9 protein-coding genes are annotated in these 14,736 nt (G+C 63.9%); 4 read left to right on the top strand and 5 right to left on the bottom strand.

Going from position 1 to position 14,736, the window contains the following annotated elements:
• Positions 1-112: 112 nt before the first annotated feature.
• The 4 genes from BPHYT_RS09855 to nirB all read right to left on the bottom strand — a co-directional run bounded on the left by BPHYT_RS09855 (position 113) and on the right by nirB (position 8,852).
• The gene (locus tag BPHYT_RS09855) at positions 113-1,480 is read right to left on the bottom strand and encodes an MFS transporter (RefSeq protein ID WP_012432992.1); all 1,368 of its coding nucleotides are present in this window, start codon (positions 1,478-1,480) and stop codon (positions 113-115) included.
• Between the two features lie 199 nt (positions 1,481-1,679).
• Positions 1,680-5,891 (bottom strand): bifunctional nitrate reductase/sulfite reductase flavoprotein subunit alpha, encoded by a 4,212-nt coding sequence (locus BPHYT_RS09850; protein ID WP_012432991.1) that lies wholly within the window; start codon positions 5,889-5,891, stop codon positions 1,680-1,682.
• A gap of 34 nt (positions 5,892-5,925) precedes the next feature.
• The gene (gene nirD / locus BPHYT_RS09845) at positions 5,926-6,279 is read right to left on the bottom strand and encodes a nitrite reductase small subunit NirD (protein WP_012432990.1); all 354 of its coding nucleotides are present in this window, start codon (positions 6,277-6,279) and stop codon (positions 5,926-5,928) included.
• Positions 6,280-6,311: 32 nt separating this feature from the next.
• Entirely contained in the window at positions 6,312-8,852 is a 2,541-nt protein-coding gene (gene nirB, locus BPHYT_RS09840) for a nitrite reductase large subunit NirB (protein WP_012432989.1), read from the bottom strand.
• Positions 8,853-9,557: 705 nt separating this feature from the next.
• On the opposite strand from nirB, the gene cobA reads away from it, so the two are divergent.
• Together cobA and BPHYT_RS09830 are read left to right on the top strand one after the other, a co-directional pair.
• Positions 9,558-10,373 (top strand): uroporphyrinogen-III C-methyltransferase, encoded by an 816-nt coding sequence (cobA, locus tag BPHYT_RS09835; protein WP_012432988.1) that lies wholly within the window; start codon positions 9,558-9,560, stop codon positions 10,371-10,373.
• A gap of 64 nt (positions 10,374-10,437) precedes the next feature.
• Complete coding sequence (locus tag BPHYT_RS09830) at positions 10,438-10,617, top strand: response regulator (RefSeq protein WP_012432987.1); 180 nt, start codon at positions 10,438-10,440, stop codon at positions 10,615-10,617.
• 98 nt (positions 10,618-10,715) lie between these two features.
• Here the strand turns inward: BPHYT_RS09830 and BPHYT_RS09825 are convergent, their stop codons facing one another.
• A complete protein-coding gene (locus BPHYT_RS09825) occupies positions 10,716-11,591 on the bottom strand; it encodes an MOSC domain-containing protein (RefSeq protein WP_012432986.1) in 876 nt (291 codons plus the stop codon).
• Between the two features lie 400 nt (positions 11,592-11,991).
• On the opposite strand from BPHYT_RS09825, the gene BPHYT_RS09820 reads away from it, so the two are divergent.
• Both BPHYT_RS09820 and BPHYT_RS09815 read left to right on the top strand, forming a co-directional pair.
• On the top strand, positions 11,992-12,396 hold the full coding sequence (locus tag BPHYT_RS09820) for a GlcG/HbpS family heme-binding protein (RefSeq protein ID WP_012428219.1): 405 nt from the start codon (positions 11,992-11,994) through the stop codon (positions 12,394-12,396).
• Between the two features lie 121 nt (positions 12,397-12,517).
• Positions 12,518-14,692, top strand: a complete 2,175-nt coding sequence (locus tag BPHYT_RS09815) for a malate synthase G (RefSeq protein ID WP_012432985.1) — start codon at positions 12,518-12,520, stop codon at positions 14,690-14,692.
• Positions 14,693-14,736: the final 44 nt, after the last annotated feature.

Here is a 14,736-nt window from a genome sequence, read left to right as displayed (position 1 = left end):
TCTTATGATTATTGATCGGCCCCGTCGCACGATCCGCACCGCCACGTCAGCGTGGCAGCCGGATCGCCCGCGTTACTGCGTTACTGCGGTATTGCTTTACTGCATCGCTCTATTACTCCGTTGCGTGCGCGTGCATCACACCGGTGTGCATCGACCACGCCATCCACGGACGGCGCAGCGCGACGATTGCGACGAACGCGCAGGCCGCCAGTGCGCCGAACGTCGCGAAGCCCATTTGATAGCTGCCCGTGCTTTCCTTTGCGATACCCATCACGACAGGCAGATAAAATCCGCCGATGCCGCCCGCGGCGCCGACGATGCCCGACATCAGACCCGTGCGGCCGGCCCAGCGATGCGGCACCAACTGGAAGGTCGCGCCGTTGCCGAGACCGAAGGCCACATACAGGCACAACAGCAGCGCGATGCCACCGGCCATTGCCGGCATGGCCGCAGCGAACACGAAGTCGCACAGCGAGATGACCGCGAGCAGGAAGGTCAGCGCACGTACGCCGGACACCTTGTCGGCAATCAGGCCGCCGAGCGGGCGCACCATCGCGCCGGTCGCGGCGAGCAGCGCCATGAAGAGGCCCGCGTCGATCTTCGAGAGTTGATAGAGATTGGTCAGCAGCAGCGTGACATAAGAAGACATACCCACGAAACCGCCGAACGTAATGCTGTAGACCAGCATGATCGCCCACGTGTCACGCTCGGCAAGCACCGCGCGATAACGTTTCGGCAGCACCGCGATCGCCAGCAGAGCGCCGATCACCGGCAACAGCAGCACCCCCGTTTTGCCGGAGCCGAACATGCCGGCTTCGACGAGCAGCACCAGCACGATCAAGCCGACCAGCGTCACCGCAAAGCTGCCGAATGCGCGCAGCACGCTGCCCGTTTTCACGCCGGAGTCGTTGGCCCAGAAATACAGCGTGATCGCGGCGATCGCGAGCAAAGGCAGAGCGCCGCCGGCGGCCATCTGCCAGCCGTAGTGTGTCGCCAGTTGCGGGAACAGAAAGCCGTCGAGCACCGCGCCGATATTGCCGGCCGCGGCAAGGCCCAACACGAGGCCCTGCACCTTCGGCGGATAGTTGCTGCCCGCCATCGGCAACGCTACCGCGAAACTCGCACCGCCCACGCCGAGGAACACGCCGAGCACCAGCAGCACCGTGTACGACGGCACGGACGGCATAAGCGGCAACACGATGGTCGGCACCGCCGACAACAGCACGCCCATCAGCGCAATGCGCTTGCCGTGCGCGGATTGATACAGGTTACCGAGCGTCACGCGCAGAATCGCAGCCGACAGCACCGGCACCGCGACCAGCAAACCCTGTTGCGCGGGTGTCATCGCGATGCTCTTGCTGATGAACGGTGCGAGCGGTCCATACAGGACCCACACGGTAAAGCCCGTGTCGAAATAGAGGAAACACGCCACCAGCGCGCGCCAGTCCCCACTCTTTAGGGAGCTCATCACGTTTTTCATCAGATATCCTCACAAAACTGATTTTCGACTATCCAGCAGATCGCGCTACGCGCCACGCACCGGAATGATCACGATATTGATAACCGGCATAAACATGCAACCTCCATGCCATGCGGACTCTTCTTTTGAAGCTGTACTGCGTACTCTTTGAAACCTTGAAATCGTGAGCGCGCTCGTGGCGCTGAAAACCGCGCGATGATCAATAAACGTCGCGTGCGTAGCGCTTTTCCTGCGCGAGACGGTTCACGTATTCGAGGGCTTTTTCGTCGCTCATGCCTCCGTGACGAGCCACCACTTCCTTGAGCGCCGCGTCGACATCCTTCGCCATCCGGTTGGCGTCGCCGCATACGTAGAAATGCGCACCGTCTTCGAGCCACGACCACAGTTGCGCACCCTGTTCGCGCATGCGGTCCTGCACATAGACCTTGTCTGCCTGGTCGCGCGAGAAGGCGACGTCAAGCCGCGTCAGCACACCGGTGTCGCGCATCGATTCGAGTTCGTCGCGATAGTAGAAATCCGAAGCGGCGTGCTGCTCGCCGAAGAAGAGCCAGTTGCGTCCCCTATCGCCGCGCGCACGCCGTTCGTGCAGAAAGCCGCGAAACGGTGCAACACCGGTGCCGGGGCCGACCATGATCATCGGCGTATCGGAACCGTGAGGAGGACGAAAGTGCGCGGACTTCTGCACGAACACGGGCACGTTGACATCGCCTGCGCGGTCGGCGAGAAACGTCGACGACACGCCTTTGCGATGACGGCGGCCATTGCTGTAGCGCACCGCGGCAACGGTCAGATGAACTTCGCCCGCATGTGCTTTCGGGCTCGATGCAATCGAATAGAGACGCGGCTGCAGACGCTTGAGCATGCCGGTCAATTCGGCGGCCGTGAGGTTCACCGGAAATTCGTGCAGCACGTCGGCGATCTGCTGGCCCCACAACCACTGCTTGAGGTCGGCCTTGCGCTCGGGCGACAGCAGATCGCGCAGCGCGCCGTTATCGCTGCGCGCGGCGACGAACGCGAGAAGATCGGGGCTCGGCCGCGCGATCTCGTAATGCTTGCCAAGTGCATCGGCAAGACGCATTTCGCCTACGCCCGCCACGTTCACCGCGGCATCCGCGCTCACGCCGCTCAACGCGATCAATTCGTCGACCAGTTCCGGGCAGTTGCTGGGCCAGACGCCGAGCGCATCACCTGCTTCGTATTCGAGTCCTGAGTCGCCGGTACTCAGCGAAAAGTAGCGCGTGTCTTTCGCCGCGCCCTGCTTGTTCAGGCGCAGATTGCTGACGAGCCGCGACGCGGCCGGCCGCGTTTTGGTCGCCACCGTGCCCGGCACCACCGCGTTGATCATGCCGCCCGGCGGCACAGCGTACAGCGCGGCATCCTCTTCCTTGATGCGCACGATGACGCTTTCGAGCCACGCATCCGCGCTTTCCTGATACTCGCTATCGCAATCGACGCGCTCCATCAGGCGCAAGGCCCCGTGTCCGGCGAGCCGCTCATCGAGGCGGCGGCCGTGGCCGCAGAACTGGTCGTAATTGCGATCGCCGAGCGCCAGCACCGCGAAGCGCACACCGTCGAGCCGCGGCGCGCCCTCGGCGTTCAACTGCGTCCACAAACTTTGCGCGTTGTCGGGCGGATCGCCGTCGCCGAAGGTGCTCGTCATCAGCAGTACGTATTGGGCTTTGACGAGAGTCGACGCCTGACAATCCGCCATACACGACGTGCGGATTTCAAAACCCGACTCCATTAAACGCGTGGCGTAGCCTTCGGTCAGCGACTCGGTGTTGCCGGTTTGCGAGGCCCACAACAGCGTGACCTTCGGCCGTGCGCGTACGATCCGCACGCCGGACGACGCGGGCGATGTTTCCGCATTCGTTGCGCCGTGCGGCGTTGTCAACGCAGCAGCCGGAGTGGTCGCAGCGCGGCTATAAAGACCGGCCAACAAACCGTCGACGTAAAGGCGGTTCGTCGCATCGAACGGCGCGCTTGCCGGCAGAACCGGCACGCGGTCGATACCTTGCGCTTCCGCCGAACGCAGTCCATTCACGAAGCCGGCCAGGTAGACGCGCTCCAAATCGGTAAGTGAAGGCGCGGGTGTCGGCGGCAACTGCAACAGGCTGCTGAGTGCATCGATACGGGGCATATCCAGATCCTCGGCGCTTGCCGATATGGTGTTGGCCAGCGCCGCGCTCGCAGCGACTGCAACGGCTCCATCAGCCAGCGATACATCGTCGTCATTCAGGAAAGGCTCGACGCGCCCGGCCGGCACCGGGCTCAACGCCACAGCGCAAAACTTGAGTTCGGGCTGCTGCGAGACCGGGTCGATGGCGTCGCTCGTCACGGCGTTGATGCAAAGATCGTCGCCGAAAACGTCGTTCCAGTGCATCGGCGCAAAGCACTGCCCCGCGTTCACACGCCCGGTCACGACAGCCGGCAACACCGCGCGGCCGCGGCGCGACCGAATCTCCACCGGATCTTTAGCCTTGATGCCGAGCGTGGCGGCATCTTCGGGATGAATCTCGACGAACGGGCCGGGGTTCAGCTTGTTTAACATCGCGACCTTGCCGGTCTTGGTCATCGTGTGCCATTGATGCTGCAAGCGGCCCGTATTCAGCACGATCGGAAACTCACGGTCCGGCAGTTCAGCCGGCGCCGCGTAGGCGCGCGCGAAGAACATCGCCTTGCCGCTCGCCGTCGGAAACACGAGCCGCGGACGGCTACCGTCGGGCCGCTCTTTGAGCGTTTGACTCACGCCGTCGTTGAGGTAGCGCACCGGATTGCGATCGGCGGAATCATCCGGTGCAAGCGGCCATTGCAACGGCGTTTCCCTCAGACGGCGATAGCTTGCGCCGCGCAGGTCGTAACCGGTTTTCGGATTCGATGCGCGAGTGATTTCCGCGAAGACTTCCTCGGCGCTCGCGTAAGTGAAGGCATCGGCGAAACCCATTTCACACGCAACACGCGCGATGATCTGCCAGTCCGGCAACGCGGCGCCCGGCGGCTCAATGCCCTTCTGCATCAGCGTGAGATTGCGCTCGGAGTTGATCATCACGCCTTCGGCTTCGGCCCACAGCGCGCCGGGCAACAGCACGTCGGCGTAGCGGTTGGTCTCGGTGTCGAGGAACGCGTCCTGCGCGATCACGAGTTGCGCCGCGCTCAATCCGTCGATCACGTTCTGACGATTCGCCACGCTCGCCACCGGATTCGTGCAGATGATCCAGCACGCCTTGATCTCGCCCGCCGCCATGCGCGTGAACATATCGATCGTGCCGTTGCCGACTTGCGGCTTGAGCGAGTCCTTCGGAATGCCCCACAGGTCTTCGATAAACGCACGGTCTTCTTCCACCAGTACCGAGCGTTGACCCGGCAGGCCCGGCCCCATGTAACCCATCTCGCGGCCGCCCATCGCATTGGGCTGGCCCGTCAGCGAAAACGGGCCGCTGCCGCGCCGGCAAATCTTGCCCGTCGCCAGATGCAGGTTGCAGATCGCGTTGGTGTGCCATGTGCCGTGCGTGCTCTGATTCAGGCCCATGGTCCAGCAGCTGATCCACTCTTTGGCGGTGCCGATCATCCGCGCGGCCTGGCGGATATCTTCGACTGCGAGTCCGGTGATTTGCGCGACGTTTTCCGGTGTGTAGTCGGCGAGAAACGCGGGCATGGCGTCCCAGCCTTCGGTGGCGTCGGCGATGAAAGCGGCATCCGTATGGCCGTTTTCGTGCAGCAGATGCAGCAGGCCGTTGAGCAACGCGAGATCGGTGCCCGGCTTGATCTGCATGAAGAGATCGGCCTTCTCCGCCGTCGTATTGCGGCGCGGATCGACAACGATCAGTTTGGCGCCGGCCTTCACGCGATCCATCATGCGAAGGAACAGAATCGGGTGACAGTCGGCCATATTTGCGCCAATCACGAAGAACAGGTCGGCGTGATCGATGTCCTCGTACGATCCCGGCGGACCGTCCGCGCCGAGCGACAGTTTGTAGCCGCTGCCCGCGCTCGCCATGCACAGGCGCGAATTCGATTCGATGTTGCTGGTGCCGACAAAACCCTTGGCGAGTTTGTTGACGAGGTACTGCGCCTCGATCGACATCTGCCCGGAGACGTAGAACGACAGCGCGTCGGGCCCATGTTCATCGAGCAGGCCGCGCAAGCGCGCCGCCGTGGTGCTGATCGCCTGCGCCATCGGCAGCGGCGCCGGGTCCTGGCCGCGCGCGTGACGCACGAACGCGTCTTCGAGACGTCCCGACTTGCGCAACGCGACGTGCGCCGACTGACCCTTCGTGCACAGCCGTCCAAAATTGGCCGGATGCTCCTTGTCGCCGGAGATTTTCACGACCTGGCCGTCCTCGACGTGCAGGACCATACCGCAGCCAACGCCGCAGTAGGGGCACACGGTTTTTACGTTAGTGGAGGACATGGCGAGCGACGTCGTTAAGAAAAAATTTAGCGGTTCAAACCGCGACCCACACCTGGCCGTTTTCCACCCGCGCGGCAAACGCGCTGACGGAATGCGCCGGTGTTTCGAGGCACTCCCCGGTGCGCAGGTCGAAGTGATGCTTGTAGATCGGCGAAGCGACCACGATGCGTTCGCCGAGGCTGCCGATCAATCCGCGCGAGAGCACCGCGGCCTGCGAGCCCGGATCGAAGTTTTCGATCGCGTACACGATCGGGTCTGCATCACCGTTGTTCACGTGAAAAACCGCGACCTGTTCGCCGTTGACGAGCGCGCAAACACCCGTGTTCGGCACGATGTCGTCGAGCGGGCAAACTGGCGTCCAGGAGCGTGGCAGGCGATCGTTGTTCATGACGGAAATCCTCGGTAAATGGTGCGGTTCAATCAAACGGTTTCGACGACAACGGGAATCGCCGCGAGCTTCGAGCGCCGCTCGGCGGGTGTGGCCGGCCGGATCTGGCCGCGTTCCTCCACGAACGCAACGTTGCTGTCCGACTCGCCGCTGTTGACGAAATGACGGAAGCGCTTGCGCGTTTCGGGATCGGTGACGGCCTTTTTCCATTCGCACTCGTAGGTGTCGACCACGTGCTGCATTTCCGACTCGAGTTCGTCGGCCACACCCAGGTGGTCGTTGACGACCACGTCGATCAGATAATCCAGGCCGCCTTCGAGGTTCTCGCGCCACACGCTGGTGCGTTGCAGGCGGTCTGCGGTGCGCACGTAGAACATCAGGAAACGGTCGATGTAGCGCACCAGCGTTTCCTTATCGAGGTCCGACGCGAGCAGTTCGGCGTGGCGCGGCTTCATGCCGCCATTGCCGCACACATAGAGATTCCAGCCCTTCTCGGTCGCGATGATGCCGACGTCCTTGCCTTGCGCTTCCGCGCATTCGCGAGTGCAGCCCGACACGCCGAACTTGATCTTGTGCGGCGTGCGCAGGCCCTTGTAGCGGTTCTCGATCTCCACCGCGAGGCCCACCGAATCGCCGACGCCGTAGCGGCACCACGTCGAACCGACACACGATTTCACCGTGCGCAGCGACTTGCCGTACGCGTGGCCCGATTCGAAACCAGCGGCGATCAGCTCTTCCCAGATGAGCGGCAATTGCTCGACGCGCGCGCCGAACAGATCGACACGCTGGCCGCCGGTGATCTTCGTATAGAGGCCGTATTTTTTGGCGACCTGGCCGACCGCGATCAAACCATCGGGGGTGACTTCGCCGCCCGCCATGCGCGGCACGACCGAATAGGTGCCGTCGCGCTGAATGTTGGCGAGGTAATAGTCGTTGGTGTCCTGCAGCGAGGCGTGCTCTTTCTTCAACACGAACTCGTTCCAGCACGACGCGAGCACGCTCGCCACCACCGGCTTGCAGATATCGCAGCCAAGGCCGTGGCCGTGCTTCGCGAGCAGTTCGCCGAAGCTGCGCACGCCTTCCACACGCACGATGTGATACAGCTCCTGGCGCGAATACGCGAAGTGTTCGCAGACGTGGTTGTTGACCGCGAGTCCCTGCTTCTTCATCTCGGCCTTCATCACTTGCGTGACGAGCGGCACGCAACCGCCGCATGACGTGCCGGCGGTCGTCGCGCACTTCAAAGCGCCGATGTCGGTCGCGCCTGCGCAAACGGCGGCGCACAACTCGCCCTTCGAGACGTTGTTGCACGAACAGATTTGCGCGGAAGCGGGCAAGGAATCGACTCCGAGCGCGGGCTTCGCATTGCCGTCGGCCGCCGGCAGGATCAGGAATTCAGGCGATGCAGGCAGTTCGATGCGGTTCAACATCATCTGCAGCAGCGTGCCGTATTCGGCGGCGTCGCCCACCATCACGCCGCCCAGCAGATATTTGCCGCACTCGGACACCACCAGCTTCTTGTAGACCTGCTTGCGCTCGTCGCTGAACTGGTACGCGCGGCTGCCCGGCGTGTTGCCGTGCGCGTCGCCGATGCTCGCCACATCCACGCCCATCAGCTTGAGCTTGGTGCTCATGTCGGCGCCGGCGAATTCCGCCGTGTCGCCCAGCAATTGCTTCGCCACCGCGCGAGCCATGTCGTAACCCGGCGCCACGAGGCCGAACAGTTGGCCATTCCACAGCGCGCATTCGCCGATCGCGTAGATGTGCGGATCGCTCGTGCGGCACGCGTTGTCGATCACGATGCCGCCACGCGGGCCGAGCGTCAGGCCGCTCGCACGCGCGAGATCGTCACGCGGACGAATGCCCGCAGAGAATACGATCATGTCGGTGTCGAGATGGCTGCCGTCGGCGAATTGCATGCGGTGCGTGCCCGCTTCGCCGTCGACGATCGCCGTGGTGTTCTTCTGCATATGCACCGTCACGCCGAGTTCTTCGATCTTGCCGCGCAACACACGGCCGCCGCCGTCGTCCACCTGCACGGCCATCAAACGCGGCGCGAATTCGACCACGTGCGTTTGCAGACCCATGTCGCGCAGCGCCTTCGCGCATTCGAGGCCGAGCAGTCCGCCGCCCACCACCGTGCCCGTCTTCGAGCGCGCGCCGCATTCGCGCATCGCTTCGAGGTCGTCGATAGTTCGGTACACGAAGCAATCGGCGCGTTCACGGCCTTGCACCGGCGGCACGAACGGATAGGAGCCGGTGGCGAAAACCAGCTTGTCATAAGGTAATGTTTCGCCTGTCGATACCGTCACGGTGCGCGCATCGCGATCGATCGCCACGGCCTTCGCATTCAGTTTGAGTAACACGTTCTGACGTTCGAAGAAGCCGGGCTCGACCAGCGACAGATCGTCCGCCGTCTTGCCCGCGAAAAACTCCGACAGGTGCACACGGTCGTAGGCCGGCCGCGATTCCTCGCACAGCACCGTGATGTCGAGTCCGTGCGCGGCGTCTTGTGCGAGGCACTCGACCAGTTTGTGACCGACCATCCCGTGACCGATAACGATGATTTTCATGAGCGCGGTTTCCTCAATGTGCTGGTTGCGAGCGACGCCGTATGGCATGTGGCGAAAACGACTCTGGAAATAAAAACGGCGTCCCGCGAACCCAGTCGATGACTGAATTCGGGGGACGCCGTTGTCCTGATCTGTCCTGCAGCGAGTACTTTGTGTTGCACTCGCGCCGGATCCACGTTGATCCGATGGCAAGGCTTAATGCAAGGCCTATGCCAGTTGCGCGAAATGTCCGTGACGAGGCCGTGGCGCGGTGGTTTGCGGCGAATCGCACGCGTGTGCGGCAAACCGCGCGCACGACGCGTTTTGATGCAGCGGGGCACATGGATGGTGCGACGCAGCACCCTGCGCGTGCGGGGTGCACGTTCGCGAACGGTGCGTGGTGCGGGCGTCGGCGGCGGTATTCGCGAGGCGTGGCAAGGTGTCCAGCACGCGTGGCCGATGCATGGCGTAGTCCTTGCGTAAGCAGTGGCGAGTTCATGGCGGCAACGCGGCCGTCACGAGATGCAGTACATACCCATGCGGACGAAACACAACGTTGTGTTTCACCGCACTTGAAACGAAGCGGCACAGCAGCACACTACGCAGTAAACGGACAACGGCGTCCCCTCGTGATCATCACGAGCGGACGCCGTTTTTTATTGAGCGCCGGCGCGACAGCGATCGCCGGCCGATACAGAAGTGAAGGACACCGTGATAGATACCGTGATGAACACCAACACCGGCAAGGTCACCTTATTGAGCGCCGGCCCCGGCGACCTCGATCTGCTCACGCTCAAAGCCGCGAAAGCGCTGGCCGCCGCCGATGTCCTGCTGCTCGACGACCTGGTGAATCCCGAGATCGTGACGCTGGCGCCGCAAGCGCGGGTGATTCGCGTCGGCAAACGCGGCGGCTGCCGCTCGACGCCGCAAGCTTTTATCGAACGGCTGATGCGGCGCTATGCGCTCAAGGGCTTGCACGTGGTGCGGGTGAAAGGCGGCGAAGCCCTATTGTTCGGACGCGCCGGCGAAGAGCTTGCGGTCTTGCGCGGCGCGGGCATTCCGGTGGAAATCATCAACGGCATCTCGTCCGGGTTCGCGGCTGCCGCAGGACTCGGCATTTCACTCACGCATCGCCGCCATTGCCATGGCGTGAGCTTCGTCACCGCACATACGGAGGACCACGGCGAGCCAGACTGGGCCGCGCTGGCCGCGACGCGCACCACGCTGGCCGTCTATATGGGGATGCGGCGGATCGACAGCATCGCGGCCGCCCTGCTCGCGAGTTTGCCGGCGGATACGCCCGCCGCCGTGGTGCAATGGGCCGGTGGCAGCAACGAACGGCGTTTGATGAGCCGCCTTGACCGGCTCGCTGCGGATGCGACGAACGCGGGCTTCGGCAGCCCGGCAGTGATTCTGGTGGGCAGCGCGGTCGGCGAGAGCGTCGAGCGCGTGTGGGCGATTGATGACGAACGGCGCGACGAACCGGCCACGATGCAAACCGACATGCCGAACGCGCGCGAGGCGATCGCGCAGGCCGCCTGATCTGCGCGTGGCATCCGCGGGCCGCGTTGCTCGACGTCGAAATGCGCGTCTGGACGGGCGCGCGGTGGCGCGGCGAATCCGCTACGTGGACGATATTCCGGCGCCCACGCTGGTCGCGGTCACTGGACTCGAACGCACCGAGGACGTAAGCAAATCGCTGCGCTCGGGCTTCGACCATCATTTCGTCAAGCCCGCGCCGATGCCGGTGATTCTCGCGGCGTTGACCGCGCGTGTCTGGCACTAGCCAGTGTTGTCCATCAAAAAGTTGCTCTGGATTCGCTCGCAACTCCCGCGCCCGACGCACTGACCGGTGTTTAACCGCGCTTTACCCGATCATCGCCGTCAATCGCCGAAGCCCAGTTCCGCTTCCACAGTCTGCCCCACGCGCAGCCACGTCCCGGCGCCGCTCGCGACCAACGCGTTGTTGCCGAACGTGATCGCGCCGTTTCGCTGCGGATTCGCGCGATAGGCGCTCATCGTGTCGCTCGGCTCGTTCGGCCAGTCCGGATCGGGCGCGCCTTTGGCTTGGTCGATGGTCGGCATTGGGCAGCGCGTGCAAGGCTTGACCAGTTGCAGTTGCGCGCCCCCGCCCGCTTCTCCGTCGACGCTCAGCGTCTCCACATAGTCCTCCTCATACGCGTCGAGCCCCGTCAGCACCACGTTGGGACGGAACCGGTCGATCGGAATCGACGGCGCGCCCTTGCCGTTCAGGCGCGTGTTCAGATCGTCGAGCGACGCCTGGCCGATCACCAGCAGCGGAAAACCATCGGCGAAATGGGTGGTCGCGCGGCCCACGCTCTCCGTGTAGTCCGGATCGACGATGCGCTCGCGTTCAGGATCGAAGCGCAGGAGCCGCGCGGGCACGCCGAGAAACGTCGAGAACCACGCGGCGCATGCGTCGCCGGTGTCGAGCCCGTAGGCCGCGTCGCGCCAGACCCTGGTTTCTACCGCGGGCGGCGCCGCGAGCCGCGCGCTTTCCAGCGGCGTGCGCAACTCGCTCATACCGGGCGCGCGGATCACGAGATCCTCGGCGCCGAGTTCGACCTTGATCAGCGCCATGCGTGGATACGCGCGCTGCGTGAGCATGGCGCCGGCCGGGTCGGTGACCATCCAGCAGCGGTCGTATTCGAGGCCGGTGGCAAGCAGCCGCGCCTCGTTGAGCGCAATGCCCGCGCAGGATTTGATCGGATAGACGAATAGTTCGCTGATGGTCGGCATGGCGTGGGGGGCACGTGGGGAGCGTGCAAATTCTTGTGTTTGATGCCCGATTGTAAAGCCCGAGCCTCTCTTCGTTCCAGCCGGAATATCGGCCAGACGAACCGCCGAATACCGGACCTCGTGACGCCGCCGTTTCTTCCGGCCGCGCTTGGACGTAAAATCCCCAAGCAAAGCGCTTGGGCAAGGACAAGGCCGGCGCCGTGGCATCCGCGCACAATGCGGATACTGGAAGGCTGCGTGCAACCCGCGCCGTCACCGAACATCAACGCGGCCGCCGCAGGCGTGCACGGTGTCATACCCGCGCGCGGCGGCCCGCCATCGAGGCCGAAGCCATCGTGCCAGGCGCGCGTGGCGAGGTGGTCGAGCCGATCCTTACTCTAAACAAACCAGGACATTTACTATGCTGAGCAAACCCGTGTTGACCGTCGCCGAAACGACCCGCATCCTCGAAGCCGCCCGCGCCGAAGCCGAGAAACACCAGTGGGCCGTCGCCATCGTGGTGGTGGACGATGGCGGCCATCAGCTCGGCATGCTGCGTCTGGACGGCAGCGCGCCGGCCAGTTCGTACATCGCGACCGAAAAGGCCCGCACTTCGGCGATCGGCCGCCGTGAAACCAAGGTATACGAAGACATGATCAACAACGGCCGCACCGCCTTCCTGAGCGCGCCGCTGCTAGGCACGCTGGAAGGCGGCGTGCCGGTGATCGTCGAAGGCCAGGTGATCGGCGCGGTCGGCGTGTCGGGCGTCAAGTCGGACCAGGACGCGCAGATCGCCAAGGCAGGTATCGCGGCTATCGCCGCCTGAGTTTGCGAGCCGTTCCGTTCGCGAGCCGACCAGAACGGCGGCCCTGACGCAAAGAATCCACCGTTGCACAACGCGGGCCGATGCCCCCTCATCGGCCCCATTCAGATAGATGGAGCAGTCGATGACTCAGATGAACACGCGCGGCGGACTGCAAGTCGCCGCCAACCTCGACCAGTTCGTCGAAACCGAAGCCCTGCCCGGCACCGGAATCGACAGCGCCGCATTCTGGTCGGGTTTCGACGCCCTCGTGCACGAGCTGGCGCCCAAGAACCGTGCGCTGCTCGCGGAGCGCGACCGCCTGCAAACCGAGCTGGACAACTGGCATCGCGCCAATCCGGGTCCGGTGCGCGATCTGCGAGCGTACCGTGCGTTTCTCGAAGGCATTGGCTATATCGTGCCGGCGCCTGCGAGCGTCAAGGCCACGACCGACAACGTGGACACCGAAATTGCCGAACAGGCCGGCCCGCAACTCGTGGTGCCGCTGTCGAATCAGCGCTATGCGCTGAACGCGGCGAACGCGCGTTGGGGCAGCCTGTACGACGCGCTGTACGGCACCGACGCGATTCCCGAAACCGGCGGCGCCGAAAAGCAGAAAGCCTTCAATCCGGTGCGCGGCGCCGCGGTGATCGCCTATGCCCGCAAGTTCCTCGACCAGGCCGCGCCGCTCGCGAACGGCTCGCACGCGGACGCCACACGTTATAGTGTCGATGGCGGCAAGCTGGTCGTCACGCTGAAGAACGGCACGAGCGAGCTGAAGACGCCGGCGCAATTCATCGGCTATCAGGGCGAGGAAAGCGCGCCGTCCGCCGTGCTGCTCAAGCACAACGGCCTGCACTTCGAAATCCAGATCGATGCGAGCGACTCCATCGGCAGGACCGATGCCGCGCACGTGAAGGACGTGGTGGTCGAAGCGGCGGTCAGCACGATCATCGACTGCGAAGACTCGGTCGCGGCCGTGGATGCGGACGACAAGGTCCTGCTCTACCGCAACTGGCTCGGCCTGATGACCGGCGACCTGACCGAAGAGGTCACGAAGAACGGCAAGACCTTCACGCGCCGGCTGAACGCCGACCGCGTGTACACCGCCGCGAACGGCACGGCGCCCGTGGTGCTGCATGGCCGCTCGCTGCTGTTCATCCGCAACGTCGGTCATTTGATGACCAACCCGGCGGTGCTGACAAAAGACGGCCACGAGATTCCGGAAGGCATTCTCGACGCCGTCATCACCACGCTGTGCGCGTTGCACGACCGCAAGCATCAGTTGAATTCGCGCACCGGCTCGATCTATATCGTCAAGCCGAAGATGCACGGCCCGGCCGAAGTCGCTTTCGCTAGCGAGCTGTTCTCGCGCGTGGAAGACCTGCTGAAGCTGCCGCGCAACACGATCAAGATGGGCATCATGGACGAGGAGCGCCGCACCAGCGTGAACCTGCTCGCCTGTATCGCCGAAGCGTCGGAGCGTGTCGCGTTCATCAACACGGGTTTCCTCGACCGCACCGGCGACGAAATGCACTCGGCCATGGAAGCCGGACCGATGATGCGCAAGGGCGACATGAAGTCGAGCGCCTGGATCGCCGCTTATGAGCGCAGCAACGTGCTGGTCGGTTTGAGCGCGGGCTTGCGCGGCCGCTCGCAGATCGGCAAGGGCATGTGGGCGATGCCCGATCTGATGCACGCCATGCTCGAACAGAAGATCGCGCATCCGAAAGCCGGGGCGAACACCGCATGGGTGCCCTCGCCGACTGCCGCCACGCTGCACGCGTTGCATTACCACCAGGTCGACGTGCAAGCGGTTCAGCGCGAACTGGAGCGCACGGATTACGCTACGGTGCGCGACGAACTGCTCGACGGCCTGCTGACGATTCCGGTCGTCGCCGAGGCAAAGTGGAGCGACGACGAGATCCGCAGCGAGATCGACAACAACGCACAGGGCATTCTCGGTTACGTGGTGCGCTGGATCGATCAGGGCGTGGGTTGCTCGAAGGTGCCGGACATTCATGACGTCGGCCTGATGGAAGACCGTGCCACGCTGCGTATTTCCAGCCAGCACATTGCCAACTGGCTGTATCACGGCGTGGTGAAGCGCGAGCTCGTCGAAGAGACGTTCAAGCGCATGGCGAAGGTGGTCGACGAGCAGAACGCGGGCGATCCGCTCTACAAGCCGATGGCGCCGGGCTTCGATACGATTGCTTTCAAGGCCGCGCAGGCGCTGGTGTTCGAAGGGCGCCAGCAGCCGAGCGGCTACACGGAACCGTTGCTGCACAAGTTCCGGCTGGAAGTGAAAAAGGAAGTTTGACGGCGGGTTTGCCGGGCCGTGTGTGATGCGCGGGCCGCTGACAG

Origin of the sequence: Paraburkholderia phytofirmans PsJN (genome assembly GCF_000020125.1) — a bacterium.
Classification (GTDB): domain Bacteria; phylum Pseudomonadota; class Gammaproteobacteria; order Burkholderiales; family Burkholderiaceae; genus Paraburkholderia; species Paraburkholderia phytofirmans.
The sequence above is the reverse complement of the archived record's forward strand: the minus strand, read 5'-3'. Positions and strand labels throughout refer to the sequence as shown.